Source organism: Marisediminitalea sp., assembly GCF_984433645.1.
This window is the reverse complement of sequence record NZ_CFIDRX010000007.1, coordinates 11,483-34,411: the sequence shown is the minus strand read 5'-3', so window position 1 is coordinate 34,411 and position 22,929 is coordinate 11,483. Positions and strand designations below refer to the sequence as shown.

20 protein-coding genes are annotated in these 22,929 nt (G+C 50.0%); 12 read left to right on the top strand and 8 right to left on the bottom strand.

Translation table 11 applies throughout. The features are described 5' to 3' along the window. Positions 1-8: 8 nt before the first annotated feature. On the bottom strand, positions 9-632 hold the full coding sequence (locus tag AC4MRN_RS02135; protein ID WP_155013897.1) for a UPF0149 family protein: 624 nt from the start codon (positions 630-632) through the stop codon (positions 9-11). Positions 633-774: 142 nt separating this feature from the next. Between AC4MRN_RS02135 and AC4MRN_RS02130 the strand changes: the two genes are divergently transcribed. Beyond that, complete coding sequence (locus AC4MRN_RS02130) at positions 775-1,962, top strand: Nramp family divalent metal transporter (RefSeq protein ID WP_491202358.1); 1,188 nt, start codon at positions 775-777, stop codon at positions 1,960-1,962. On the opposite strand, the gene AC4MRN_RS02125 is transcribed toward AC4MRN_RS02130, so the two are convergent. From AC4MRN_RS02125 to typA, 3 genes are all read right to left on the bottom strand, one after another. Further along, positions 1,951-3,081, bottom strand: a complete 1,131-nt coding sequence (locus AC4MRN_RS02125; RefSeq protein ID WP_491202357.1) for a MalY/PatB family protein — start codon at positions 3,079-3,081, stop codon at positions 1,951-1,953. The two genes, AC4MRN_RS02130 and AC4MRN_RS02125, sit on opposite strands and share 12 nt — an antisense overlap. Before the next feature lie 29 nt (positions 3,082-3,110). After that, complete coding sequence (locus tag AC4MRN_RS02120; protein WP_073323596.1) at positions 3,111-3,488, bottom strand: response regulator transcription factor; 378 nt, start codon at positions 3,486-3,488, stop codon at positions 3,111-3,113. A 269-nt stretch (positions 3,489-3,757) separates the two neighbouring features. Then, entirely contained in the window at positions 3,758-5,584 is a 1,827-nt protein-coding gene (gene typA / locus AC4MRN_RS02115) for a translational GTPase TypA (RefSeq protein ID WP_073323598.1), read from the bottom strand. A gap of 407 nt (positions 5,585-5,991) precedes the next feature. On the opposite strand from typA, the gene glnA reads away from it, so the two are divergent. From glnA to glnG, 4 genes are all read left to right on the top strand, one after another. Next, positions 5,992-7,401, top strand: coding sequence for a glutamate--ammonia ligase (gene glnA, locus AC4MRN_RS02110; RefSeq protein WP_073323600.1), 1,410 nt, complete (start codon positions 5,992-5,994; stop codon positions 7,399-7,401). Positions 7,402-7,477: 76 nt separating this feature from the next. Next, positions 7,478-8,017, top strand: coding sequence for a DUF4124 domain-containing protein (locus tag AC4MRN_RS02105; protein ID WP_491202356.1), 540 nt, complete (start codon positions 7,478-7,480; stop codon positions 8,015-8,017). 125 nt (positions 8,018-8,142) lie between these two features. Beyond that, on the top strand, positions 8,143-9,219 hold the full coding sequence (glnL, locus tag AC4MRN_RS02100) for a nitrogen regulation protein NR(II) (RefSeq protein WP_073323915.1): 1,077 nt from the start codon (positions 8,143-8,145) through the stop codon (positions 9,217-9,219). A 2-nt stretch (positions 9,220-9,221) separates the two neighbouring features. Beyond that, a complete protein-coding gene (gene glnG / locus AC4MRN_RS02095) occupies positions 9,222-10,634 on the top strand; it encodes a nitrogen regulation protein NR(I) (RefSeq protein WP_073323604.1) in 1,413 nt (470 codons plus the stop codon). A gap of 72 nt (positions 10,635-10,706) precedes the next feature. Here the strand turns inward: glnG and AC4MRN_RS02090 are convergent, their stop codons facing one another. Beyond that, positions 10,707-11,864 (bottom strand): HD domain-containing phosphohydrolase, encoded by a 1,158-nt coding sequence (locus AC4MRN_RS02090; RefSeq protein ID WP_073323606.1) that lies wholly within the window; start codon positions 11,862-11,864, stop codon positions 10,707-10,709. Between the two features lie 232 nt (positions 11,865-12,096). Between AC4MRN_RS02090 and AC4MRN_RS02085 the strand changes: the two genes are divergently transcribed. From AC4MRN_RS02085 to AC4MRN_RS02070, 4 genes are all read left to right on the top strand, one after another. Beyond that, positions 12,097-12,822 (top strand): 1-acylglycerol-3-phosphate O-acyltransferase, encoded by a 726-nt coding sequence (locus tag AC4MRN_RS02085; RefSeq protein ID WP_073323608.1) that lies wholly within the window; start codon positions 12,097-12,099, stop codon positions 12,820-12,822. A gap of 32 nt (positions 12,823-12,854) precedes the next feature. Then, positions 12,855-13,238: a ribonuclease E inhibitor RraB gene (gene rraB / locus AC4MRN_RS02080; protein WP_073323610.1), complete on the top strand. Its 384-nt coding sequence runs from the start codon at positions 12,855-12,857 to the stop codon at positions 13,236-13,238. Positions 13,239-13,390: 152 nt separating this feature from the next. Further along, positions 13,391-14,596 carry a YjgN family protein gene (locus AC4MRN_RS02075; protein ID WP_491202355.1) on the top strand — a complete coding sequence of 402 codons (1,206 nt, stop codon included), beginning with the start codon at positions 13,391-13,393 and terminating at the stop codon, positions 14,594-14,596. Between the two features lie 8 nt (positions 14,597-14,604). After that, positions 14,605-15,648 (top strand): M48 family metallopeptidase, encoded by a 1,044-nt coding sequence (locus tag AC4MRN_RS02070; protein ID WP_155013889.1) that lies wholly within the window; start codon positions 14,605-14,607, stop codon positions 15,646-15,648. Positions 15,649-15,717: 69 nt separating this feature from the next. Here AC4MRN_RS02070 and AC4MRN_RS02065 read toward each other — a convergent pair whose 3' ends face one another. Then, on the bottom strand, positions 15,718-16,911 hold the full coding sequence (locus AC4MRN_RS02065) for an FAD-dependent oxidoreductase (protein WP_491202354.1): 1,194 nt from the start codon (positions 16,909-16,911) through the stop codon (positions 15,718-15,720). A gap of 242 nt (positions 16,912-17,153) precedes the next feature. Then, positions 17,154-17,888 carry a subclass B1 metallo-beta-lactamase gene (gene bla, locus AC4MRN_RS02060; RefSeq protein ID WP_491202353.1) on the bottom strand — a complete coding sequence of 245 codons (735 nt, stop codon included), beginning with the start codon at positions 17,886-17,888 and terminating at the stop codon, positions 17,154-17,156. Positions 17,889-17,977: 89 nt separating this feature from the next. Between bla and AC4MRN_RS02055 the strand changes: the two genes are divergently transcribed. Next, the gene (locus AC4MRN_RS02055) at positions 17,978-18,676 is read left to right on the top strand and encodes a choice-of-anchor H family protein (protein WP_073323618.1); all 699 of its coding nucleotides are present in this window, start codon (positions 17,978-17,980) and stop codon (positions 18,674-18,676) included. An 82-nt stretch (positions 18,677-18,758) separates the two neighbouring features. Here the strand turns inward: AC4MRN_RS02055 and AC4MRN_RS02050 are convergent, their stop codons facing one another. Then, positions 18,759-20,687 (bottom strand): extracellular catalytic domain type 1 short-chain-length polyhydroxyalkanoate depolymerase, encoded by a 1,929-nt coding sequence (locus tag AC4MRN_RS02050; protein WP_491202352.1) that lies wholly within the window; start codon positions 20,685-20,687, stop codon positions 18,759-18,761. A 251-nt stretch (positions 20,688-20,938) separates the two neighbouring features. Here AC4MRN_RS02050 and AC4MRN_RS02045 point away from each other — a divergent pair, with 251 nt between their 5' ends. Continuing rightward, positions 20,939-22,207, top strand: coding sequence for a sensor histidine kinase (locus tag AC4MRN_RS02045; protein ID WP_491202351.1), 1,269 nt, complete (start codon positions 20,939-20,941; stop codon positions 22,205-22,207). Further along, complete coding sequence (locus tag AC4MRN_RS02040) at positions 22,188-22,823, top strand: response regulator (RefSeq protein WP_073323624.1); 636 nt, start codon at positions 22,188-22,190, stop codon at positions 22,821-22,823. The genes AC4MRN_RS02045 and AC4MRN_RS02040 overlap by 20 nt, the downstream gene beginning before the upstream one ends. The last annotated feature ends 106 nt before the right edge of the window (positions 22,824-22,929 follow it).

Here is a 22,929-nt window from a genome sequence, read left to right as displayed (position 1 = left end):
GCTTTTCCCTACTCAGATTTAAACGTTTCGAATTGATTGGGTAAATGTCCGGCTAATTCACCACTGATCGCAACATATTCTTGCAGCATAGCCGGTAAACTGGCCGCTAGCTTGGGCAGCCCGTCGGCTAAAACCTTGCGCTGTGCGTCAGGCGCATTGGCAATGGCTTGCTCTGGTTCGGCCAATGTAGAAAACAACTTCAGACAGCGCGTCAACCGTTCTGCTAACCCAGGTAAATCTGAGCCTTGTTCGCCTCCCTCATGCCACGCACGTTGCCAGACTTTCTCCAGTTGTTGATGTCCGGTCAGTAATCCTTTTAACCATTCACATAATCCGGCTCGCTCAGCGTCATTTTCAGACCAGGTACAATACACTGGCAGCAGCACCTGTTGTTTGCGCATTGCATCAAGTGCATCGCGCAGCACTTTCATTAGCCCATCTGCCATGTCGTCTGCCTGATCTTTGCTAATGCTATGCGAACCAGACTGTTCAATCACCCAGGGCATCCATTCTTCAGGCATGGGAATTTCAGGCGAGGAAGCAACGGCAAAGATCACCCCCTCCGCATAGGGGCGCGATGCGAGCATGTGCTTTAATGCCGGGTGTTCAAAAATACTGATTGCCTGTGGCATGGTCTGTTCCCTTCGCTTGCATCTGTTCACTGGTTAGCAGGCATGGTTTAATAGCTAAAACAGCACAGGAAGATAAGCGTCGCGATATCCGCGATACCTGCCTGTGATGTGTCCAGCTTAAAACAATAATAACGAGTGTAGCATGAGCCAATCCCGAACCAAATCCGGATACATTATTGCCGCGGCCTTTATTGGTCCCGGTACTGTCACCACTGCCAGTCTGGCCGGCGCGCAGTTTGGCTTCCATTTGGTTTGGGCATTAGTGTTCTCTGTGCTTGCGACCATAGTGCTGCAGGATATGGCCGTTCGTTTAGGCTTTGCTACCGGCAAAGGCATGAGCGAGGCCCTGCATCATCAGTTCAGACTGCCCTGGATTAAATATCCCTTAGTGTTGCTGGTCGTTGGGGCTATCGGTGTTGGCAATGCGGCCTATGAATCCGGCAATCTCACTGGCGCGGCGCTGGGCCTGAATAATATTGTTGCGCTGGGCATCGGCCCCTGGGGTGGGGTCATGGGTGGCCTCGCAGCCATTCTGCTGTGGCGCGGTAAATATCAGCTTATTGAAAACGTGCTGGTCGCATTAGTGGCAATCATGGCGCTGGTGTTTGTTGTTACATTTGCAGTGTCCGAACCTGATTGGTCGGGTATGTTAAGCCAAATTACCGATCCGGTAATCAATACTGAGAGTCTGACGACAATTCTGGCACTGATAGGCACAACGATTGTGCCTTATAACCTGTTTTTACACGCCAGTCTGATAGCGCGACAACAGCAGGAACACAGCCAACCAGCCAGTGAGTACCGTCGCCAATCTGGTATCGCTATTGGCCTGGGCGGGTTAATTACGCTGGTGATCATGGCCACCGCCATGCAGACTTTCTTTGGTCAGGCCGATGCACTGAACGCCGGCAACCTGGCGGCGCAACTCGCTCCGCTGTTAGGACCTTACGCGGAAGTCTTCTTTGCAATGGGCATGTTTGCAGCCGGTCTCACCAGCGCAATTACTGCACCACTTGCGGCTGCTTATGCGGTGTGCGGCGCACTGAACAAACCGACGGATCTTACCAGCGTATGGTTTCGCGCAGTCTGGGGAATTGTGTTAGTGGCAGGCGTCGTGGCGACCTTAACCGGCACCAAGCCATTGTATGCGATTTTATTAGCCCAGGCGGCGAACGGTATTTTACTGCCGGTTGTTGCGCTGTTGCTGCTTTATATGATGAATACTCACCCCCAACTTGGCGCGCTTCGCAATCGCTTGACGGCCAATGTGTTGGGAGCTAGCGTGGTTGCTCTGATCGTCGGACTGACGTACCAGAAGCTATTTGCTTAACCGGTCCAGGATCTCCGTTAACATCGCGCGGCTGCAGCCGAAGTTAATGCGGAAGAACTGGGGGGCACCAAAGTCTTTGCCCGGCGACGGACCAACACCTTTGGATTCACACCATTGCTGTACGTCTGCGACACCCAGTCCACTGCCATCGATCCACGCCAGGAAGGTGGCGTCTGCAGATACCACAGACAAACCGTCGATGTCGTTTATACGAGAAACCAGGTAATCACGGTTTTCACGCAAATACGCGATTTGCTCTGCCAGCCACTCATCACCTTCAGTGAAGGCGGCGCGAGTCGCTTCCAACCCCATAATATTTGCCCAGGGCACGATGCCAGCGGCGGCTTGGGTAAACTTACGACGTAACGAGGCATCAGGGATAATCGCAAATGAGGTCCCTAAACCCGCAACGTTAAAGGTTTTACTGGCGGCCATTAAGGTAATACTGCGATCTTGCAATGCGGCAACCCGCCCGGCAGGAATGTGTTTTACCTGCTCATTGAGTATAAGGTCACAGTGAATTTCGTCGGAGCATAACTTGACGTTGTGTTGTTCACAAATGGCCGCAATAGCGTCGACTTCTTGCTGAGTCATCACAGAACCAACGGGATTCATCGGATTGCACAGGATCATCAGCTTGCAGCGCGGATCCGCCGCTTCTTTCGCCAGCGCGTCCAGATCCAGCGTCCAGCGCCCATCTTGCAGCACGGTGGGAATATCAACGCGTTGCGTGTTATTTAACGCGGGCGCAGCTAACAATGGTGGATAGTTTGGCGTTTGCACCAACACTTTGTCGCCGTCTTCACAATATGCTTTTATGGCGACGTTGAAAGCCGGAACAACACCCGGTGTCCACACAATCCAGTCTGACTCAATTGCCCAGTCGTGCTTGTCACGTAACCAGCGCACAATGGCATCGTTGGCGGGCTGATGCTGGGCTGGCAGTGTGTATCCCATCACACCGTGCTCTGTCAGTGCGTGTAACGCGTCCAGAATAGGCGGCGCACAGCGAAACTCTGTGTCTGCTACCCAACAAGGCAAAATGTCTTTGCCTGCATATTTTTGCCATTTAAACGACCACTGATTGCTGCGGTCAGGCGTGTGATCAAACGTACTCACTGCGACTACCTTTTAGTTCGATTGCGACATTACTTTGTCAGTTGTTCGGTTAACAGGCTTATTAGTTTTTCGCGTCTGATTGGCTTCACCAGGTAAGCGACGGCTCCCAGTTGTTTGGCCAGCATTTCGGTCTGACGCGTTGCATAAGCTGTCATAAAAATAAACGGGACGCTGAGCCCCTTCTCGCGACACGCGCGCAGTAAAGACAAGCCATCGTATTCCGGCATCACCATATCACTGATTATCATATCCAGCGATGTGTCGTTTTGATGCATTAAGAATTCTTTTGCGAATGCACTGCGTGCAAAACTGATAACTTGTGCATCCAGCTCCGATTCAATGATGTGAGCGATGAGTTCCAGCGATACTTCATCATCATCAATAACGGCAATGGTAAACGTAGACATAGGATTGAAACCAAACCATCTAAATTAAACGAGTAAGAAGGGCGTTAACACATGACCAGCCTGAAAGCCTTATCTGTGCGTGTCCTACTATTATAAAACGGGATCACCGATTTTGCTCAAACGCCCGATGACCACACCACACAAGCTACTATGTTCCTAATAGTAATAGAAAAAGGCCGGTTGCGATAGCAACCGGCCTTTGCATATATAACTAAATCGAATAATTCGCGGCGAACATCACAAAAACTGAGATGTACCCGACGTAATGACTACTTGCTGCGAGACGCGCGCTTACGGTCGTTTTCAGTAAGTAACTTCTTACGAATACGAATGCTCTCTGGGGTCACTTCTACCAGTTCGTCGTCATCGATGAACTCAAGTGCTTGCTCAAGTGACATCTTGATAGGTGGCACCAGGGTTTGCGCTTCGTCAGTACCAGACGCACGAACGTTAGTTAACTGTTTACCTTTCAGTGCGTTAACCGTCAGGTCGTTATCACGGCTGTGGATACCAATAACCATACCTTCGTAAACTTCAACACCGTGACCAATGAACAAACGTCCACGCTCCTGCAGGTTGAACAGGGCGTTAGTCAGTGCTTTACCCGGCGCGTTGGCAATAAGTACACCATTCTTACGCTTACCAATTGTACCGCCTTTGTGCGGACCATAATGGTCGAATGAGTGATATAGCAAACCTGAACCTGAAGTCAGCGTCATAAATTCGGTCTGGAAACCGATTAAGCCGCGGCTTGGGATCATAAAGTCCATACGAATACGGCCTTTACCATCCGGAGACATATCGGTCATTTCAGCTTTACGCAGACCCAGTTGCTCCATAATTGAACCCTGGTGCTGTTCTTCACAGTCAATTGTCAGGGTTTCAAACGGTTCCATTAACTGGCCGTCTTCTTCCTTCAGGATTACTTCCGGGCGTGATACGGCAATTTCATAGCCTTCACGACGCATGTTTTCAATCAGGATACCCAGGTGTAGTTCACCACGACCTGATACGCGGAATTTATCCGGGTCACTGGTTTCTTCAACGCGCAGTGCAACGTTGTGAACCAGTTCGTCCTGTAAACGCTCAAGGATGTTACGTGAAGTCACGTATTTACCTTCTTTGCCGGCAAACGGTGAGGTGTTTACCTGGAAGGTCATCGTTACCGTTGGTTCATCAACGCTCAGTGGCGGCAATGCTTCAACGGTATTCACGTCACAGATAGTGTCAGAGATTTTCAGTTCACCTAAACCGGTAATCGCGATAATGTCGCCCGCCGTTGCCATTTCGACTTCGTGACGTGCCAGACCCAGGTAACCATATACCAGACCTACTTTACCGTTACGGGTTTTGCCGTCAGCGGTAACAACAGTCACTTGCTGGTTTGGCTTTACACTTCCGCGCTTAACACGACCAACACCGATAACACCAACGTATGAGTTGTAGTCCAGCTGCGAGATTTGCATCTGGAAAGCACCATCGATATCCGCATCCGGTGGAGAAACCTGATCAACGATAGTCTGGAACAACGCGGTCATATCTTCAGCTGGCTCGTCAGCATCCAATGACGCCCAGCCATTCAATGCAGACGCGTAAACAACCTGGAAGTCTAACTGGTCGTCGGTCGCCCCCAGGTTATCGAACAGGTCAAATACCTGATCCATTACCCAGTCAGGACGTGCCCCAGGCTTGTCGATTTTGTTGATAACAACAATCGGCTTCAAACCCTGAGCAAAGGCTTTTTGCGTTACGAAACGCGTCTGTGGCATTGGACCTTCCTGCGCATCAACAAGCAGCAGTACAGAATCAGCCATCGACATTACACGTTCTACTTCCCCGCCGAAATCGGCGTGTCCTGGGGTGTCAACGATATTGATGCGGTAGTCGTTCCAGTTAATGGCCGTGTTTTTGGCCAGGATGGTAATACCACGCTCTTTCTCGATATCGTTAGAGTCCATGACGCGTTCTTGCGCTTCGCCTCGGGTTTCGAGGGTGCCCGACTGCTGTAGCAGTTTGTCTACCAGGGTAGTCTTACCGTGGTCAACGTGCGCGATAATCGCGATATTTCTTAGCTTATTGATGTCAGTTACATTCATTGAAAATCAACCTGCAGGGTGTGCAGCCCGCCAAACATATGGCCTTGCAGCACACACCGGCTATTACACACTGTAAATAATAAAAATGAGCGCGGATTGTACAGAAAAACCGTGTGCTTTGCGCATGTTTTTTTCAGTTTCAAATAAAATTCATCTATTGCTAATTCTCACGCCGGGTGAAAGAATGAGGAGCGTGGTCACATTGATGTGTATGCCGGCCACCAATTGCACCAAAATAAACCATAAAATCACCATAATGGTGCAAAACAATGTTTAAGATCGTGACGACAGATCGAATTTACGCGGTGTCCAGCCTTGCTCAAGCAAATGGCATGATTATCGCTTAGGGATTTCTCACCTGCGAACCCAGTATTGGTTCACACATTTAAAATAACCTGGAGGACACGATGTCAATTGAATCGGCATTAGAATTAATCAAATCTAGCGAAGCAAAATTTGTAGACCTTCGCTTCACTGACACTAAAGGTAAAGAACAGCACGTTTCTATTCCTGCGGGCCTGATCGACGAAGACTTCTTTGAAGAAGGCAAAATGTTTGACGGTTCTTCAATCGCCGGTTGGAAAGGCATCAACGAATCAGACATGATTCTAATGCCAGATGCGGAAAGCGCCGTGGTTGACCCATTCGCAGAAGAAACTCAGGTTATCATCCGCTGTGACATCGTTGAGCCTTCTACTATGGAAGGTTATGACCGTGACCCGCGTTCAATCGCTCGCCGCGCAGAAGAGTACCTGAAGTCTACTGGTATCGGTGACACTGTATTATTTGGCCCAGAGCCAGAATTCTTCCTGTTTGACGATATCAAGTACCACACTGATATGTCAGGCTCTATGTTCAAAATCGACTCTTCAGAAGCCGCATGGAACTCAGGTTCTGAGTTCGCAGACGGCAACATGGGTCACCGTCCAGGCGTTAAAGGCGGTTACTTCCCGGTTCCACCAGTAGATTCAGCACACGACATCCGTGCCGCTATGTGTCTGGTAATGGAAGAAATGGGTCTGGTTGTTGAAGCGCACCACCACGAAGTGGCAACTGCGGGTCAGAACGAAATCGCTTGTCAGTTCAACACTATGGTTAAGAAAGCTGACGAAATCCAAATCTATAAGTATGTAATCCACAACGTTGCGCATTCTTACGGTTTGTCTGCTACTTTCATGCCTAAGCCTCTGGTAGGTGACAACGGTTCTGGTATGCACTGTCACCAATCAATCGCCAAAGATGGCAAGAACATCTTCGCAGGTGACAAGTACGCTGGTCTGTCTGAAGAAGCACTGTTCTACATTGGTGGTATCATTAAGCACGCGCGTGCAATCAATGCTTTCACTAACGCTTCTACTAACTCTTACAAGCGTTTGGTTCCTGGCTTCGAAGCACCGGTAATGCTGGCATACTCTGCACGTAACCGCTCAGCTTCAATCCGTATTCCTTACGTAACCAGCGACAAAGCACGTCGTATCGAAGTACGTTTCCCTGACCCAACTGCAAACCCATACCTGGGCTTCACTGCCATGCTGATGGCGGGTCTTGACGGTATTAAGAACAAGATCCACCCTGGTGATGCAGCGGATAAAGACTTGTACGACCTGCCAGCTGAAGAAGCAGCAGAAATCCCAACTGTTGCAAGCTCACTGGAGCAAGCACTGGAAGCACTGGACAACGACCGTGAGTTCCTGACTGCAGGTGGCGTAATGTCTGACGATATGATCGATGCCTACATCGAGCTGAAGTCTGAAGAAGTCACTAAACTGAACATGTCTACTCACCCAGTTGAGTTCGACATGTACTACAGTGTGTAAGCACCGTATCAGATAAAATACCAAAGCCCGCAACTGCGGGCTTTTTTTTTATGTGAATTCACCTACAATCAACTGCATGCGTATTTTACTAATACTATTGAGTGCGGTTATTGCAAGCGGCGTCAGCCACTTAGCCACCGCCCAGCAGATCTACAAAGTTGTCAATAAAGACGGCTCGGTGACCTATACCGATACGCCACAACCGGATAGTCAGCCCGTTACCCTCGGCCCTGATAACCGTATGGTCAGCCCTCCGGCTCCCGTCGCCACACCGACAGCCAGGACAAACCCGTCTGCTAAGCGCCAGCGCCAGCGCCAGCCTTCAGAAATAACCATATTACAACCCGAAGACCAGGCTACCGTGCGCAACAATGCGGGTAACCTTCAAATTGCAGCGCGCGTCACCAACACGCAACAAGGCGACAAGTACCAGCTTTTCTTAAATGACGAGCTGCAAAGCGAACAAGCCACGCCTTTGTTTACCCTGAATAATCTGCCCCGTGGCGCACACTCATTTTATATTGTCCATAAGGACAATACGGGCAAGACTCTTGCATCTACCACTCCACGAACGTTTTACCTGCATCAGGCATCACGTCTTATTAACAATAATTAACAGCAAACCCGCGTATTACGCGCACCAATGAGGTTCAAGCGAGCTTTTAATTGGGAATATCTTGCACGGGTTTAGTTTGCCTGAAATAATGAAGCACCATAATGGTGCAAGTGGAGAAAGCTGGCATGCAAGCCACGCCGTTTGATACCAACAATTTGCTGGATAGCGTAACCACCGTACTTGTGGTTATCGACAATTCCCTGCGTATTGTTTACGCCAACCACGCCGGTCAGGCACTTTTTGCTACCGGTACAAAACAGCTATACGGTCACAGTATTGCCGACTTCTTTGTGCCCAACACCATCAATAAGGCACGCCTACGCGCCGCGTTTCGCAGTGGTCAGGACTTTACCGAGAACGAAGTTAAACTGTACTTTCGGGACAACCGCGTCGTTTCAGCCGACTTAACAGTAACGAATCTGAACACAGACGATGGCCCCCGGCTGTTGTTCGAAGTTAAAAAGATCGATCAGCAAAAACGCATTTCACGGGAAAATCAGCAGCACGCCCAGCATTTTGCAGCGCGTGAGTTGATTCGCGGACTCGCCCATGAAATCAAAAATCCACTCGGCGGTATTCGGGGCGCTGCGCAGTTGCTGGAAAAAGCGCTGTCATCACCCGATGAAAAAGAATTCACCCAGCTTATCATTGAGCAGTCTGACCGTTTACGCAACCTGGTAGACAGACTCCTGGGCCCGAATTCCCTACCGCGCTTGGAGTGGTGTAACTTGCACCGTCCACTGGAAAAGATCCGTAGTCTGATGAAAGCAGACACATCACAGGCCATCGCGATCTCCCGTGATTACGACCCCAGTATCCCTGATGTCAAAGTCGACCCTGACATGCTGCAACAAGCCGTACTCAATATTGTTCGCAACGCAGTGCAGGCGCTTCGGGATTCGAAGACACCTAATCCGCATATCAGGCTGGTGACGCGTATTGAACGTCAGCTAACTATTCATGGCCAACGCCATTCGCTGGCTGCGCAAATCAAAATTATCGACAATGGACCCGGTATTCCTGCCGACATCCGCGACACCCTGTTTTACCCACTTGTGACCAGTAAAGACACTGGTTCAGGGTTGGGTTTGTCCATTGCACAAACGCTGGTTAATCACCACGACGGAAAAATCGAAGTCGACAGCCGTCCTGGTCACACCGAATTTATTATATCTTTACCGATCGACAGGAAGGAGTCGTAATCATGAATACTGAATCTGTATGGATTGTTGATGACGATAGCTCTATTCGATGGGTGTTACAAAAAGCATTACAAGTAGCCAACATCGACTGCTGCTGTTTCGAGAACCCCCAAGATCTATTGTTACAACTGGAATCCGGCCAGTATCCTGAAGTCGTCGTATCTGACATTCGCATGCCACAAATGGACGGCATGACGTTGCTCAATGAAGTCCACCAGATTGCCCCCATGATCCCCGTAATTATTATGACGGCGCATTCTGACTTAGACAGTGCAGTTAACGCGTATCAAAGCGGGGCATTCGAATATTTGCCGAAGCCGTTTGATATAGACGAAGCAGTCACACTGGTAGAACGCGCGTTAATTCACGCGCGGGAGCAATCGCGAACCACCCAGGTACCTCAGGCCGAATCAGCCACCGAAATTATTGGCGAAGCCCCTGCCATGCAGGAAGTGTTTCGCGCCATCGGACGTTTGTCACGTTCTTCGATCAGTGTGCTGATCAACGGCCAATCCGGTACGGGTAAAGAACTGGTGGCCCATGCGCTGCATCGCCATAGTCCCAGAGCAGCTAACCCATTTATAGCCTTGAACATGGCGGCGATCCCTGCCGATCTGGTTGAATCCGAGCTATTCGGCCACGAAAAAGGTGCGTTTACCGGTGCCCAGGCTGCACGTCAGGGGCGCTTCGAACAAGCTAACGGCGGCACCCTGTTCCTCGACGAAATCGGTGATATGCCATTAGATGTGCAAACCCGGTTATTACGGGTACTTGCCGATGGTCAGTTCTATCGGGTTGGCGGACACCAGTCTGTTACGGTCGACGTGCGAATCATCGCGGCGACGCACCAAAATCTGGAAAAGCGCGTTGCCGACGGCAAATTCCGTGAAGATTTATTTCACCGTCTGAACGTTATTCGCATTCATATTCCGTCACTCAATGAACGTCGTGAAGATATTCCGTTACTGGCCAGACACTTCCTTCGCCGCGCTTCCAAAGAGCTCGATGTGGAATGCAAAATTCTGAGTAAAGAAACAGAAAAGGTCATGACACAACTCCCCTGGCCCGGCAACGTACGTCAGCTGGAAAACGTGTGTCGCTGGTTAACGGTCATGGCAACTGGTCAGGAAGTTCTGCCTGCAGACCTGCCCCCAGAAATTCACAGCGGCGGTGTTACCGAGAAAAGCAGTGGTCAAAGTGGGGACTGGACTGAGCTACTGGCTACCTTTGTGGATCGTCAGCTCAAAGAAGGTCAGCACAATATCCTCAATGACGCCATGTTGACCTTTGAGAAGATCATGTTGGAGCGCGCATTACACCACACCCATGGTCACAAACAAGAAGCGGCGAAACGCCTGGGTTGGGGGCGCAACACCCTCACTCGCAAGTTAAAAGAACTGGGTGTCGACGCGTAACACACCAAAGCCAAACGAAAAAGAGGAAGCCAGGCTTCCTCTTTTTCGTTTCCACAGAATAAACTTACAAGTCTAGCGGGTCAGTACCTTGGCCATCGCCCTGTTAAAATACTGGAGCCAGGTTTGGCTAAATTTGCCATCGGCCTGTCGGTTGAGTTCAATCACCGCTTTTTTCTTGGATATCGCTTGTTTATCAGCACGGGCACGGGAGTGCGTCATCGCATCAAAGGTATCCAGAATCGCCAGTAGTTTTGCGCCATCACAGATATCATCTTCTTTTAACCCCAGCGGATAGCCAGAGCCATCGACCCGCTCATGGTGCTGCATGACAATTTTGCGAGCCATGTCCCACTGGTCCAAATGCTCCAGCAAGCGCGAGCTTTTATACACGTGCGAGCGCATCAAATTAAATTCATTGTCGGTGTAGGGGTCATTCTTGTGCAGTAATTTCAGCGGCATAAACGCCATACCAAAATCATGCACATAACAGGCGACAGCGAGTTGATCTTCTTCAATGGGATTACCGGCGACATCATTAACATATAGCGCCAGTTTCGCAATGCGATCGCCTCGACCGGCCCAGTAGTTGGAGCGGTGCTCAATGGTTTGCATCATCTCGCGGAAAAACAAGATATCCATGCGCTTTTCCGCGCTGAGATCTTTGGGGATCCCGGTTTTACCTAATGTGGCTTTTTGTGGCGCAGGCGCAGCGGTTGCTTCAGCGCTTTGCTCACCTTCATCTTCTCCGTAAGCCGGTTGATCAAGGTCAGGATTAAGCAATAGCACTGCCTCGCCTAACAGCTTGTCATGCTGCGCTTTGTTGTCTGGCGTAATACGCTTGATGGCCATGATCAGTTGTTGATACAACACATCATCGTATTGCGCCTGCCCTTCGGCAATGACGCTTTCCACAAACTGTTTCACGCGATCCATGGTCAGCAACACCAGATCGCTCATGATACTGGTGTAGTCCACCTGCCCTTTACGCAGAAAATCCAGCAAATCTTCTACGTGCTGCAGTAAAGGAATAATAGGCGAGAAGTTTACCAGCCCCAGATCCCCTTTGATGGTATGCACGGAACGAAACAATGCACGCTGTAATTCATTGTCTTCCGGCTTCAACTCGAGCTCAATAAGTGTTTGCTCACTGGCTTCGTACAGCTCATTGATCTCTTCAATCAGGTCAGACAGAATTTCGGGTTCTAGTTCTTCAGGTATAAAAGTTTGCATGGTAAAAACAACTCACTCAGCCATTCAAACCCGTTTATCACCATTTGGGCGTATAAAGGTCTGGCGGCGTTACGATACAGTGCGATAGTCGCTACAATAGTTACTCTGATCAAGCATAGCACGAGTCCCCAATAACAACAGTGGCTTTTGTTGAGCTGAGACTGACTGATCGGAGATGATGATGCAACCTAAGCCGTTATAATCCGGCGCAAATTTTTCAATAGGTGTTTAAGTGTTAGCAATTATCCGGGCGTTGCTGTTAGTGGTCGCCTTTCTGTTTATCAATATTGTAGTCTTGTTGCGGTGCGTTATCCGTCCTTTCCACCGTGACAATGTGTATATCGCCGGCCAGTGGTACAGCATGATGTCACGCATTTTCGGGCTGAAAGTGGTGGTTCGTTACCCTGAAAATCTGGATACCGATTTGTCGTATGTCATGATCGCGAATCACCAGAACACCTATGACATTATTACCATTTGCAAAGCGGCCATTCCCGGCGTGGTTACCATTGGTAAAAAGAGTTTGAAGTGGATTCCGGTGTTTGGCCAAATATACTGGCTTAGCGGCAATATACTCATCGACCGCAAGAACACCAGTAAAGCCATGGATACACTAACGCTGACCGCTAAAAAAATTACTGAGAAGAATCTGTCGATATGGTTTTTCCCGGAAGGAACACGTTCATACGGCCGGGGCATTCTGCCTTTCAAGGTTGGCGCGTTTCGATTAGCGAAGGGAACCAACACGCCACTGATGCTGGTAACGGCCAGCAATATGCACAACAAAATTCGCTGGAACCGCTGGAACAATGGCGTGGTGCTGGTTGACGTAGAAGCACCGGAGCCACTCGACGATTCCCGGTCCCCCAAAGGCTGGATGGCCTATTACCATGAACGCATGGAAAAAAAGTTCGAAGAGTTAAATGCCGAAGTCGCCGAAATGGAAAAATCACGATAGACTATAACTATACGTGAGAAGGCAGAAGCACAATGACACAATTTGACGAACGCGCAGAATGGTATGAATTTAACCAGGAAACCATTGATGCGCTTATCAGCGACGGCAGCGAAGCCGATGCGAAGTACACTATCGAACACCACATGGCGTGCAATAATTTTGACCGCCTGGAAAAGGCCGCGGTTGATGCGTTCAAGGCGGGTTTTGAGGTAACTGACGCCGAAGAAGTCTACCTTGACGACGGCGGCACCGTATTCTGTTTCGACATTATTGCTGAACGCTTTTTAAAGCGAGAAGAATTAGATGCCGATATCGATTCGCTGTTAAAAATCGCCGACAAACACCAGGTCCACTACGATGGCTGGGGTACTTACTACATCGGCGACGACGCAGAAGAGTTAGGCGAAGAAGAATAATTCATTTCCCAGGCCTGTCCTTCAGGCCTGTTGCTTTCCCTTACAAAAACAGTTAAAAAAGAATCATTCACCTTTGGCTGCATACGAACAGTCAGGGGACACATTACTAATAAAAAGCCGTCACGAGGACGGTCAAGCCGACAGGAGGTCACGTGGATACCACACCCGATTATTCAGCCTATTCATACCAGGAATTGTGCGACGCTCGCGCCACAATTGATGTGTCCTTATATCCGGAAAGAGCACAACAGCTCGACGAATTAATTGCCAGTCACGCTGAGCATGTGTCTGACGAGGCTCAAGCGGAAACGGAAGGTACATTCCTACGAAAATCTGCCGTGAACTTCCATGGGACCGGTAAAGAGTTCTTTTCTATCTGGATTGTGAATTTACTGCTGACCATTGTTACCCTCGGAATTTATTCTGCATGGGCAAAGGTGCGTACCAACCGTTATCTTTATGGCAATCTTGAAATTGACGGCCACCGTTTTGCTTATCTGGCAGAACCCTTACAGATTTTAAAAGGGCGCATTATCAGCGCCATTCTACTCGTCGGTTATATTCTGGCGGTATCCACCAGCCCGGTCGTGGGCCTGGTCATGATGCTTGTTGTAGCAGTGTTGTCACCGTGGTTAATCTGCAAAGGCTTGCAGTTTGCAATGAAAATGACCAGCTATCGCAATGTTCGTTTTGGTTTTACGGGCCGTTATGGCGAAGCGTTTCTGGTGTTTCTGTTGTTCCCGTTCCTGACTCTTTTCACGCTTTATCTGGCCATGCCGTGGGCATTGAAAAAGATGGACGAATTCATTTTGAATAACACCACCTACGGCGATAAGGCCTTCAGCGCAGAATTAAGTGGTGGAACCTATTTTATTGCCGGTCTGGCCGCAGGTGTCGTGTCGTTTGTCACTTTCTTAATCGGTATTGGCCTTGTTGGCGCAACCGCCGTTTTCAGTGGCTCAGAGACAGCTAACGACCCGACCGGCAGTGTTTCGATTATGTTAGGCACCTTCATTCTGTATTTCTTTGTGTTTACCTTAGCAAGCGCAATTTACTCAGGCATGATCCGTAATCACATGTATGAAAATACCCGCCTGGCTAACGTCGCTACGTTTGAGTCCGATGTCACGGTAGGTAGCTTTATCCTGCTGAAACTCACTAACATGCTGGCGTTAATTTTCAGTCTGGGACTGGCGCTGCCATGGGTCAAAACCCGCACGCTGAGCTATTTGGCTGCGCATACCCAGGTAAATATTCTCGACGGTATTGATACGGTTGTTGCGTCTAAAGAACAAACCGGCACTGCCACCGCAGAAGAAGTCGCCAGTGCCTTCGACCTCGATGTATCACTGGGTTAATCCCCGTTATGATATACACAGGTAAGCTCTACACCGCCGGTTCAACAGCGCATCAGCACGTTGAACTGGTGTTGGAGGACGGTCACTTTACGTTGCACTCTGTGCCGGAACGCACCTTATTGGGTGTGTTTGAAAAAGGCACCTTCAGAACTGACAGTCGTGTTGGTAACCTGCCCCGTGATATTGCACTGAGCAATGGCGACCTTATTACTGTGCAGGCCGATGACAACCTTCATCATTGGCTTGACCGCCGCTCGGATGAGAAAAAGCAAACGGGCTGGTCACTGTCTTCGTTGGAAAACAGTGCCAGATGGGCTATTGCCAGCGTGGTGTTAGCGCCCTTGATGTTAGTGGCCATCTTTAAATTTGTTATACCGGCCATGGCGATTACGTTTGCCTCTTATGTGCCCTACACATTAAAAGACGTGGCCTCCCGGCATACGCTGTCTGCACTGGATACCACCGTGTTGGAGCCCTCCAGACTGGACGAAGATGTACGTCAGCGTTTAACCCAGCGCTTTGCAACCGTATATCAAGCAGTACAGTTGGATCAGCCTGGTTTCAATACCCAGTTCCGATATACCGACACCATGGGAGCCAATGCGTTTGCCCTGCCCAATGGCACGATTGTGTTTACCGACCAATTAGTGGAGTTGGTGGAACAGAACGAAAAGCAGCTCTCGGCTATTTTGTTGCATGAAATTGGCCATGTCAGCGAGCAACACTCTATGAGACTGATCGCCGAAACCATCGCAACCACCATGGTGATCACGTATTTTTTTGGTGACGTCAGCGGTGTTTTCGAAACGTTTATGGGGGCCAGTAATACCCTCATCAACAATCAGTTTTCGCAAAAGCTGGAAACGGAAGCCGATGACTTTGCGCTTCGTCATGCCAGCGCTGCCGGCCTTACACCAGAAGACTTTGCTGACGCGCTGGAATCGCTGGCCAGCTCTCTGCCTCCGGAGAGTGAAATGGATAAAATTCTAAGCTCACACCCTATGCTCAAAGATCGCATAGAGAAAGCGCGCGCAGCGCAATCCTCAAACTAAACACCAAAAAGCAGTTCTACAAACAAGCCCCAACAACATGCTCGTTGGTGGGCTTGTTGTAATACAAGTCTAAACTCGGCGCATCGACTGCATGATATCGGCAATGGCATTTACCGCAGCCACTGACTCAGCCGGATCTATACTGGCCTGTGGATTATTAAAGTCGCCCTCTGCGCCAGCTTGTACCAGGATCCCGTCACGGCGAGGATAAAATGATGTATGCCGGTCAAAATATTGCAGTCCGTATTGCAACTCGGGTTGTGGCATCAACTTGCAGGTTTGGCCTCGTACCGGTGTGATTGTCTCGTCATTCAATAAAGCTTTCGCGCCATACCCCGTGCAATTAACAATAATGGATTCATCAAATTGCTTAAAATCATCCTGATGCAAAAGGGTTCTGTTAACAATAACCCCACCATTTCGCGTAAACACATCCAGTAAATATTGCGAATAAGCGCTGATATTAAACATCAGCAGCGGAAACTGGCGAACGTGTGGTGTGGCAAAGGGGTTAAGGTGTTCCGGCACATCTCTGGCTTTTGGCGTGAGATCGCTGAGCAGTTGATGCTGAAACCTGGGATAAGCCGGTTCGCCGGGAATATTATGCCCGCCTTTATCGTCAAAAGGCTTATCGGCCAGCCGGAACATGGTGGTCCATTCGACCGGCGTTCCCGCCAAGCCAAGTAGAGTTTGAAATCGCAAATACGACAAGCGCGCCATCCATTGCCAGGTCTGAGCATAGTCGGCGGCATGTTCCAGTGTCACAATGCGGGAATCCGGCGACCAGATTCCTGTTGCGTAACTAGAGCGCACGTAGGGAGGGCGTTCCTTTGCGTAAATTGTTACCTGATATCCGGCGCGCTGACACGCAATCGCGGTGGTTAACCCGATCGCACCGCAACCCACTATTGCCACAGGCGTATTAACTTCAGCCCGAATTTGCTGCTCTGCCAGCGCCGCGGCGCCCCAGGACAACGACCAACCACTGCCACCATGACCATAGTTGTGGATCACGGTTTTATTGCCCATCGACTCGACATCAGTACGCGGCCCCATGGCCCGAAATGGACGGGTACAGACATTCATAGCAACAATGCGATCGCTTCGCGCTTCGACTCTGGCAAGTGGCGGCAGGCTTACAGGCAATGTCACTGGAGAAGAGGGCGGGTGATAACTTGCCGGCTGCCGTTGACTGGTGCAGCTCAGGAGCGAGCTGGCTAGTCCCGCGCCCAAAGCCTGTTTCATAAAGTGTCTGCGTTGCATAGTGACTCCATCTTAGTTGAGGTCCTGATGCATTTGGGAAAGACGCGACACGACACCACCAAAGGCGGCATCGCAGACAACACTTAAAGAAGCACACATTAAAGCTGATAAAAGATTGAATTCAGGCAGGAAAATCAGCTTTTTTATTTCGTTATTATTGACTCAGCTTATCTGGCCTGCTCGGGCATCACAATGTTATTGGTCGTACGTTTTGCCTATCCTGCACTTCTGCAAGACAGGCTTTATTGTTCAGCCGCCGCCTGTCTCGCCATTCGCTGCGTTTTTATGAGCATTTCAACCGTACCCGCTTTACCATGACCGGGCACAACCCCTTGAATATTCGGATAACGAGCCAGCACCCGCTGCACAGACTCGCCCCATTGCTGCACGTCACCTTCGGCGGTGTAGCCCATCGAATCAGTCTCCAGCGCGCGAACAAAACACCCGCCAAACAGCAATTTTTGTTTGGGTAACCACACTACAATGTTATCGAATGTATGCCCTGGCCCTGGATAAAACAGTTCAACCGTTTCGGGGAGTACCGTAACAGACTCTGTAAAAGCATGGGTTGCAGGCGCCTCCCCTTTCTCTTCTAACAATTGACTGGTAACCGCGTGCGCCCAGGTCGGGATCTGTTGTTGGTGAAAGACATCCAGGTTACCTCCGGCATCATCATGGGAATGAGTTGCAACGACACCAGACAGCGATAACGCACGGGCGTCCAGCCAGTTATGAATCACCTGAATGTCCGCCCGATCCCAAGGCGTATCAATTAAATACGCCTTCGCACCATCAACCACAATAAGCCCATTACCCGTCACATCACCGAAGCCCTCGACCTCGCGTGACGACTGATGCATAAACACGGTGTCCGAGAGCGGCTGAATAGTCAGGTTTTCTGCCAAGCCTGACCATGCACATGTAGATAAAATGAAACAAACCAAGCCCGCTAGCCCGTGCTTTCGCATCGCTTTCATACATCTTTCCTTAAGTTTCACTTCAGTTTTTGTTCATCTAACTCTGCGCACACTACACATGTAAACAAGATGACTCAGAGGGATGCACCATGAAAATACAGTCACAGCTTAAAGTATTACTGGCTTCATTAGCACTGTCGTTGAGCGTGTCGAGTGTATCGTATGCCGACACGCCAACAGTAAACGTTAAAGAACAGTTCAACCAACCCGACCTACAGACGTCACTGACCACAACACCAAAGCACAAGAGAAAGGTCGACGTCAGCAGTTTACAGGGCAAGACTGGCGAAATGCTACGCACCACAGATCACATTGACTATTGGTTCTACGACGCCTGGGTAACGCTATATGGCGACCGTGATTACGATGGTTATTTTTATGGTTTCAGTCTGGAGTTTGATGCCGACACGGCCTACTATCAGGCCCCGGTTTACGCCATTGTGTACCTGGGCAAAAATGACTTTTACGAGCCGTTTCACGTTACCTCAGTTTTTACCTTGTTCGGTGAAAGCAGCGACGACTCGGTGTTACTGGAAAGTGAACTGGAGACAGGGTATCCAACAGGTGACTATGACATTTTGATTGAGCTGATTGACGCAGATTCTGACTTACATGTGGCCACCATTGATGCATACAGTGACGCAGATCTCTCTTATCAAAGCCTTGAAAGTGCCGACTTTGATCAACCCGTCACCTCTGAAGTCGTTGTGGAATATCATGCAGGAAGCTGGGGGTTAGCAGGCCTGATTGGGCTGGCAGGCTTGGTGCTGATCCGTCGCCGCAAATAATCACAGTGACCACTAACGCTGTAAAATAAAAACACAGGCCCAATTCGGCCTGTGTTTTTGTTGTAGTAGCTAAGAGCTCAGATTACGGGCAACTGCCTAATGACCAATTGCTGCCATCACTGGAATGCAAGGTATTGCTGCCCCATGTGGAGCCGCTCATCGGTGCGTTAGTGCCCTGAGCAAAGTAATCCGGCGCCCAGTAATTACCGGTACTGTAAGCCCGACCGCCCACTTTATGATAATAATTGGCAGTCGTGTATTCCGCGCAAGTATTGCCACTGCCACCATCACCGCCATCACCACCAGAGCCACCGTCACCCCCTGACCCGTTATCGCCACCGGCACTGCACGCCTGCTGAGGCCCGACACAGGAAGCATCGTCATCCTGCCACTGACACAGCTGACCGCTTACCGGAGACTCGTTTAACTTAAACGCACTGTCACTGTACTCAAGGTAGCAATTCGCGTAGTTGGTGTAGTCCAGCCGACCGGCATTAATATGTTCGCTAAGGGTTGCGGTAACACCGGCATCCACAGTAACAGTAACAGACGCCGTTGCCGATAATCCGCTTGCATCCGTGGCTGTGATGATAATGGTTTGCTCGCCACCCGGTTGTTCGCACGCCTGCGCATTAAACGCGATGCCATTGATGTTTGCTGTAACACTGCCGGTAGCAAAGCTCGCGCTTACGCTTGTCAGATCTTCGTTTTCGTCGAACACCTCTCCACTAACGGTTACGCACTGTGCAGACACGTCAGACACTACATTGCTCAGTGTTGGCGCTGTCGGCGGTGGTGGCGGCCCCACCCTGGCAGTAACCGATACACCGTCAGATGTTGCACCAGCATCATCTGTAGCACTCACCGTGACAACATACAGCGCATCCGGCAGACTGGCCGTGGTTAAACTAAAATCACCGTTTGCCAGTGTTGACGTGGTGTACTGATAATTGTTTTGCGCATTGTCTTCAATCAGCACCTCAACCGCACTGACACTGCCATCTGTATCAACAGCATTGCCACTGATCTGCAACTGCCCGCCGGTATCTGTGGCTGACACATTACTGACTACCGGGGCCTGATTGCGATCAACTCGCTGATTGTTATCAGCAAAATACTGACCCAGGTACATAGCATAGTTGTAGCCATTACCGTTAATGTAGGATCCGCTTGCGCCCGCGCCGCCAGACCAGGCGTGATCGACACCGTTCAGCCACACCATTGATACACGACCGTCCTGCCACAGAAACTCCTGCATAGTGCGGCTACCTGAGCCAATCACGTTGCTACCCGGCAGTTCCGTTACATTGTAAGCCCCGGCCATCCCTTCGGCATTTTGTCGGTTGTAGCATTGATCCACCGTTGTATCGGCGTCACCATGTGCAATAGAAGCAATTTGATCGTTCAGCGATCCACTGTAGCTACCCGCGTATTGCTGGCATCGGGTCGCTACATCAGCATATTCACAGCTGCCAATGGCACCGCTGGAACTGGTGCCGATGCTGGGTCCAGCACTTACCCCCACTCCCGCGAATACATCCGGCGCCAGACATGCCGTGGTGTTGGCAAAAGCCGCACCAGATGACAGCCCGGCAATATAGACCTGATCAGGGTCAATCCCTTTGCTGGTGTCAGCCGTCATGGCTGATACCAACGACAGCAAATTCGCATAGTCGCCGGCATTACGCGATTTGGTTCCCTGCCAGTAGGACCAACAACTAAAGCCCGCTTTGTTCAGCGCGTCCGGCACTGCTATCACCATGCCGTAAGCGTCTGCAGCGGGCTCCAGGTTCGCGGTAAGATAGGCATCAACCGACTGTGTGCAACCGTGCAACACCACCAGTAAGGCTCGCCCCTGACCAACGGGTGACACCGTATCCGGCGTATATACATGTACCTTGGTAAAGTTGCCTACCGATTGATTGGTCTGCCAGCTTCCTGCCCAGGCAGACAGAGAGCTACATCCGGCCAACAGCGTCCCGAACAACAATATTGTTTGTAACCGTTTCATTTCACCACCCTTTGTTATTTATTAATAAATGGTAAAAATATTGTTGATCTTTTGTTCAATTCTGGCTGTAGCACTTTCGTACTGTGAGTAAAGCGAGTAGAAATTACCGATTCATACCCGCGCTAATTTTCTGAAGATACGACTAAAGTACCCCCTCCTTCCTGACCAAAGTACTACCCCAACAACCACGCAAGCGCAGGGCAACAGGATATAATGTTATTGGAATGTTAAGAATACAGGTTTACTAATCCATGCTGGCCTCTAACCGCATTACACTGACCGTAGTGATGATCTTTACCGGGGTATTTTCTGTCCTGTCGGTAGTAATGTTCATGCAGGCCCGCGCTGACGTGCAAAAAGAAGGGCGGGCGGCGTTTTCGCAAGCGCAAACGCTGGCTGCTAGTGATATCTCACTGGAAACCCTCAAACTGCTGTTACAAAGTAATCGCGATCTAGTATTGCTCAGCGAACCACCCACGCCACACTCGGCGCAAGAATCGTCTTGGTCGTTCAATCATATTTTTACACCCATGCCGCCACAAGCCGTTCAGCACGCATTGTCGGGAGAGACGCTGTGGATTGCCGCTAACGCCGATGCCGAATTAGACGAAATTGCAACTACGGTTATTCAGGTACTCAGTATCTTTTTTGTTGCGCTGTTGGTTACCTTGTTCAGCTTGCGCTACGCGGTCAATTCGCGCTTACGCCCCTTGGCTAAGCTATGCGACGGTTTAGATTCCATGACCACGGGAAACTACCAGTACAGCGGTGACGCCACCGATATCGCCGAAATTCAAACCCTTATCGATCATTACAACTCCCTGACTCAAAGCCTGCAGCGCAAGGAAAATCAGGTGGTTACATTGCGCAAACGCGTTGCTGCCATTCAGGAACAGGAGCGCCAGAGTCTGGCCAGGGAATTACACGATAATCTGGGTCAGTTGATTACCGGCATCACTGTGCAAACCTACATGCTTTCTCAACAGCGCGAACACCCGGAGTTTGTAGCCAAGGCGTGTGAACAGATTCAGCAGCAGTGCAACGCGGTACATCAGGGCATGAAAGAGGTGACGTCGCAGCTCTACCCGGTATTTTTACACCGTCTCGGTCTGGTGCGCTCTATTCATCAGGTTGTGCAGTCGTGGCAGGACATTCATCCGGTTAACGTTAGCTGGCAGGAAGACTGCGCGCCCTTTGAAGCCAACCTGGAGCGAGATACTCAGGTCTATCGCATTGTTCAGGAAGCGCTGAACAACATAGCCAAACACGCACAGGCCGACCAGGTTGATATTCATTTGAACACGGATGCAAGTAATTTACTGATGACAATCAGGGATAACGGCACAGGCTTTACACCCGACAGTAATCACCGGGGCCTCGGCCTTGAGTCCATGCAAGAAAGGGCAAAGTTGGCCAATGGCCGTTTACTTATTGATTCATCGGACAAGGGCACCAGCCTCAGTCTGAGCATCCCTGTTACCAAAGAACCGGAGCAGAACCATGCACATATTGCTCGTTGATGACCACGCCGTTGTAAGACAAGGTTACTGCGCACTACTGACCATGATGTTACCCGAAACCCAGGTAGACGAAGCCGAAAATGCGCAGCAGGCGCTTAAAATTCTGGGCCAGCAGTCAGTTGATCTGGTGATTCTGGACATCAATCTGGAAGCCTCCAGCGGACTGACTTTAGCAGGCAGAATTACCAAACGCTGGCCAGAGCTGAAGATCATTTTCTTCAGTATGTTTGACGAACCTTCGGTGGTTCAGCGCGCCATGCAAACCGGCGCTATGGGGTATTTAAGTAAACGCAGCAGCCCCGATACCATGATCGATGCGATTAAAACCGTGCGCGCTGGCAAACGCTATATTGAACACAGCCTGGCTATTCAATTAGCAACGCATCAAATGCAGGAAAATGAAGCCGTGTGCGATCAGCTGACCCAGCGCGAGTTTGATGTGTTTATTGGCATAGCCAAAGGGTTGGATCGCACGCAATTAGCCAATGCTCTGAACGTATCAAGCAAGACTATCTCCAATACCCTGACCCAGCTTAAAAGCAAACTGCAGATCCACACTAATACCGAGCTGGTGCATCTGGCTATTGAACAGGGGTATTTAAAAGTCGCGGTCTAGCGAACTCTCTTCCCATTTTCCACAAAAAAGGGCGACGCATGGTCGCCCTTCTCATTTCACAACACGAATATGCTGTTAGAAGTCCATTTTCACTTTTACAGCAAAC

Bases quoted from the DNA above. Each gene is read 5' to 3' on its own strand.
- AC4MRN_RS02135 (WP_155013897.1), bottom strand. From the start codon at position 632: ATGCCACAGGCAATCAGTATTTTTGAACACCCGGCATTAAAGCACATG.
- AC4MRN_RS02130 (WP_491202358.1), top strand. From the start codon at position 775: ATGAGCCAATCCCGAACCAAATCCGGATACATTATTGCCGCGGCCTTT.
- AC4MRN_RS02120 (WP_073323596.1), bottom strand. From the start codon at position 3,488: ATGTCTACGTTTACCATTGCCGTTATTGATGATGATGAAGTATCGCTG.
- typA (WP_073323598.1), bottom strand. From the start codon at position 5,584: ATGAATGTAACTGACATCAATAAGCTAAGAAATATCGCGATTATCGCG.
- glnA (WP_073323600.1), top strand. From the start codon at position 5,992: ATGTCAATTGAATCGGCATTAGAATTAATCAAATCTAGCGAAGCAAAA.
- AC4MRN_RS02105 (WP_491202356.1), top strand. From the start codon at position 7,478: ATGCGTATTTTACTAATACTATTGAGTGCGGTTATTGCAAGCGGCGTC.
- glnL (WP_073323915.1), top strand. From the start codon at position 8,143: ATGCAAGCCACGCCGTTTGATACCAACAATTTGCTGGATAGCGTAACC.
- glnG (WP_073323604.1), top strand. From the start codon at position 9,222: ATGAATACTGAATCTGTATGGATTGTTGATGACGATAGCTCTATTCGA.
- AC4MRN_RS02090 (WP_073323606.1), bottom strand. From the start codon at position 11,864: ATGCAAACTTTTATACCTGAAGAACTAGAACCCGAAATTCTGTCTGAC.
- rraB (WP_073323610.1), top strand. From the start codon at position 12,855: ATGACACAATTTGACGAACGCGCAGAATGGTATGAATTTAACCAGGAA.
- AC4MRN_RS02070 (WP_155013889.1), top strand. From the start codon at position 14,605: ATGATATACACAGGTAAGCTCTACACCGCCGGTTCAACAGCGCATCAG.
- AC4MRN_RS02065 (WP_491202354.1), bottom strand. From the start codon at position 16,911: ATGCAACGCAGACACTTTATGAAACAGGCTTTGGGCGCGGGACTAGCC.
- bla (WP_491202353.1), bottom strand. From the start codon at position 17,888: ATGAAAGCGATGCGAAAGCACGGGCTAGCGGGCTTGGTTTGTTTCATT.
- AC4MRN_RS02055 (WP_073323618.1), top strand. From the start codon at position 17,978: ATGAAAATACAGTCACAGCTTAAAGTATTACTGGCTTCATTAGCACTG.
- AC4MRN_RS02050 (WP_491202352.1), bottom strand. From the start codon at position 20,687: ATGAAACGGTTACAAACAATATTGTTGTTCGGGACGCTGTTGGCCGGA.
- AC4MRN_RS02045 (WP_491202351.1), top strand. From the start codon at position 20,939: ATGCTGGCCTCTAACCGCATTACACTGACCGTAGTGATGATCTTTACC.
- AC4MRN_RS02040 (WP_073323624.1), top strand. From the start codon at position 22,188: ATGCACATATTGCTCGTTGATGACCACGCCGTTGTAAGACAAGGTTAC.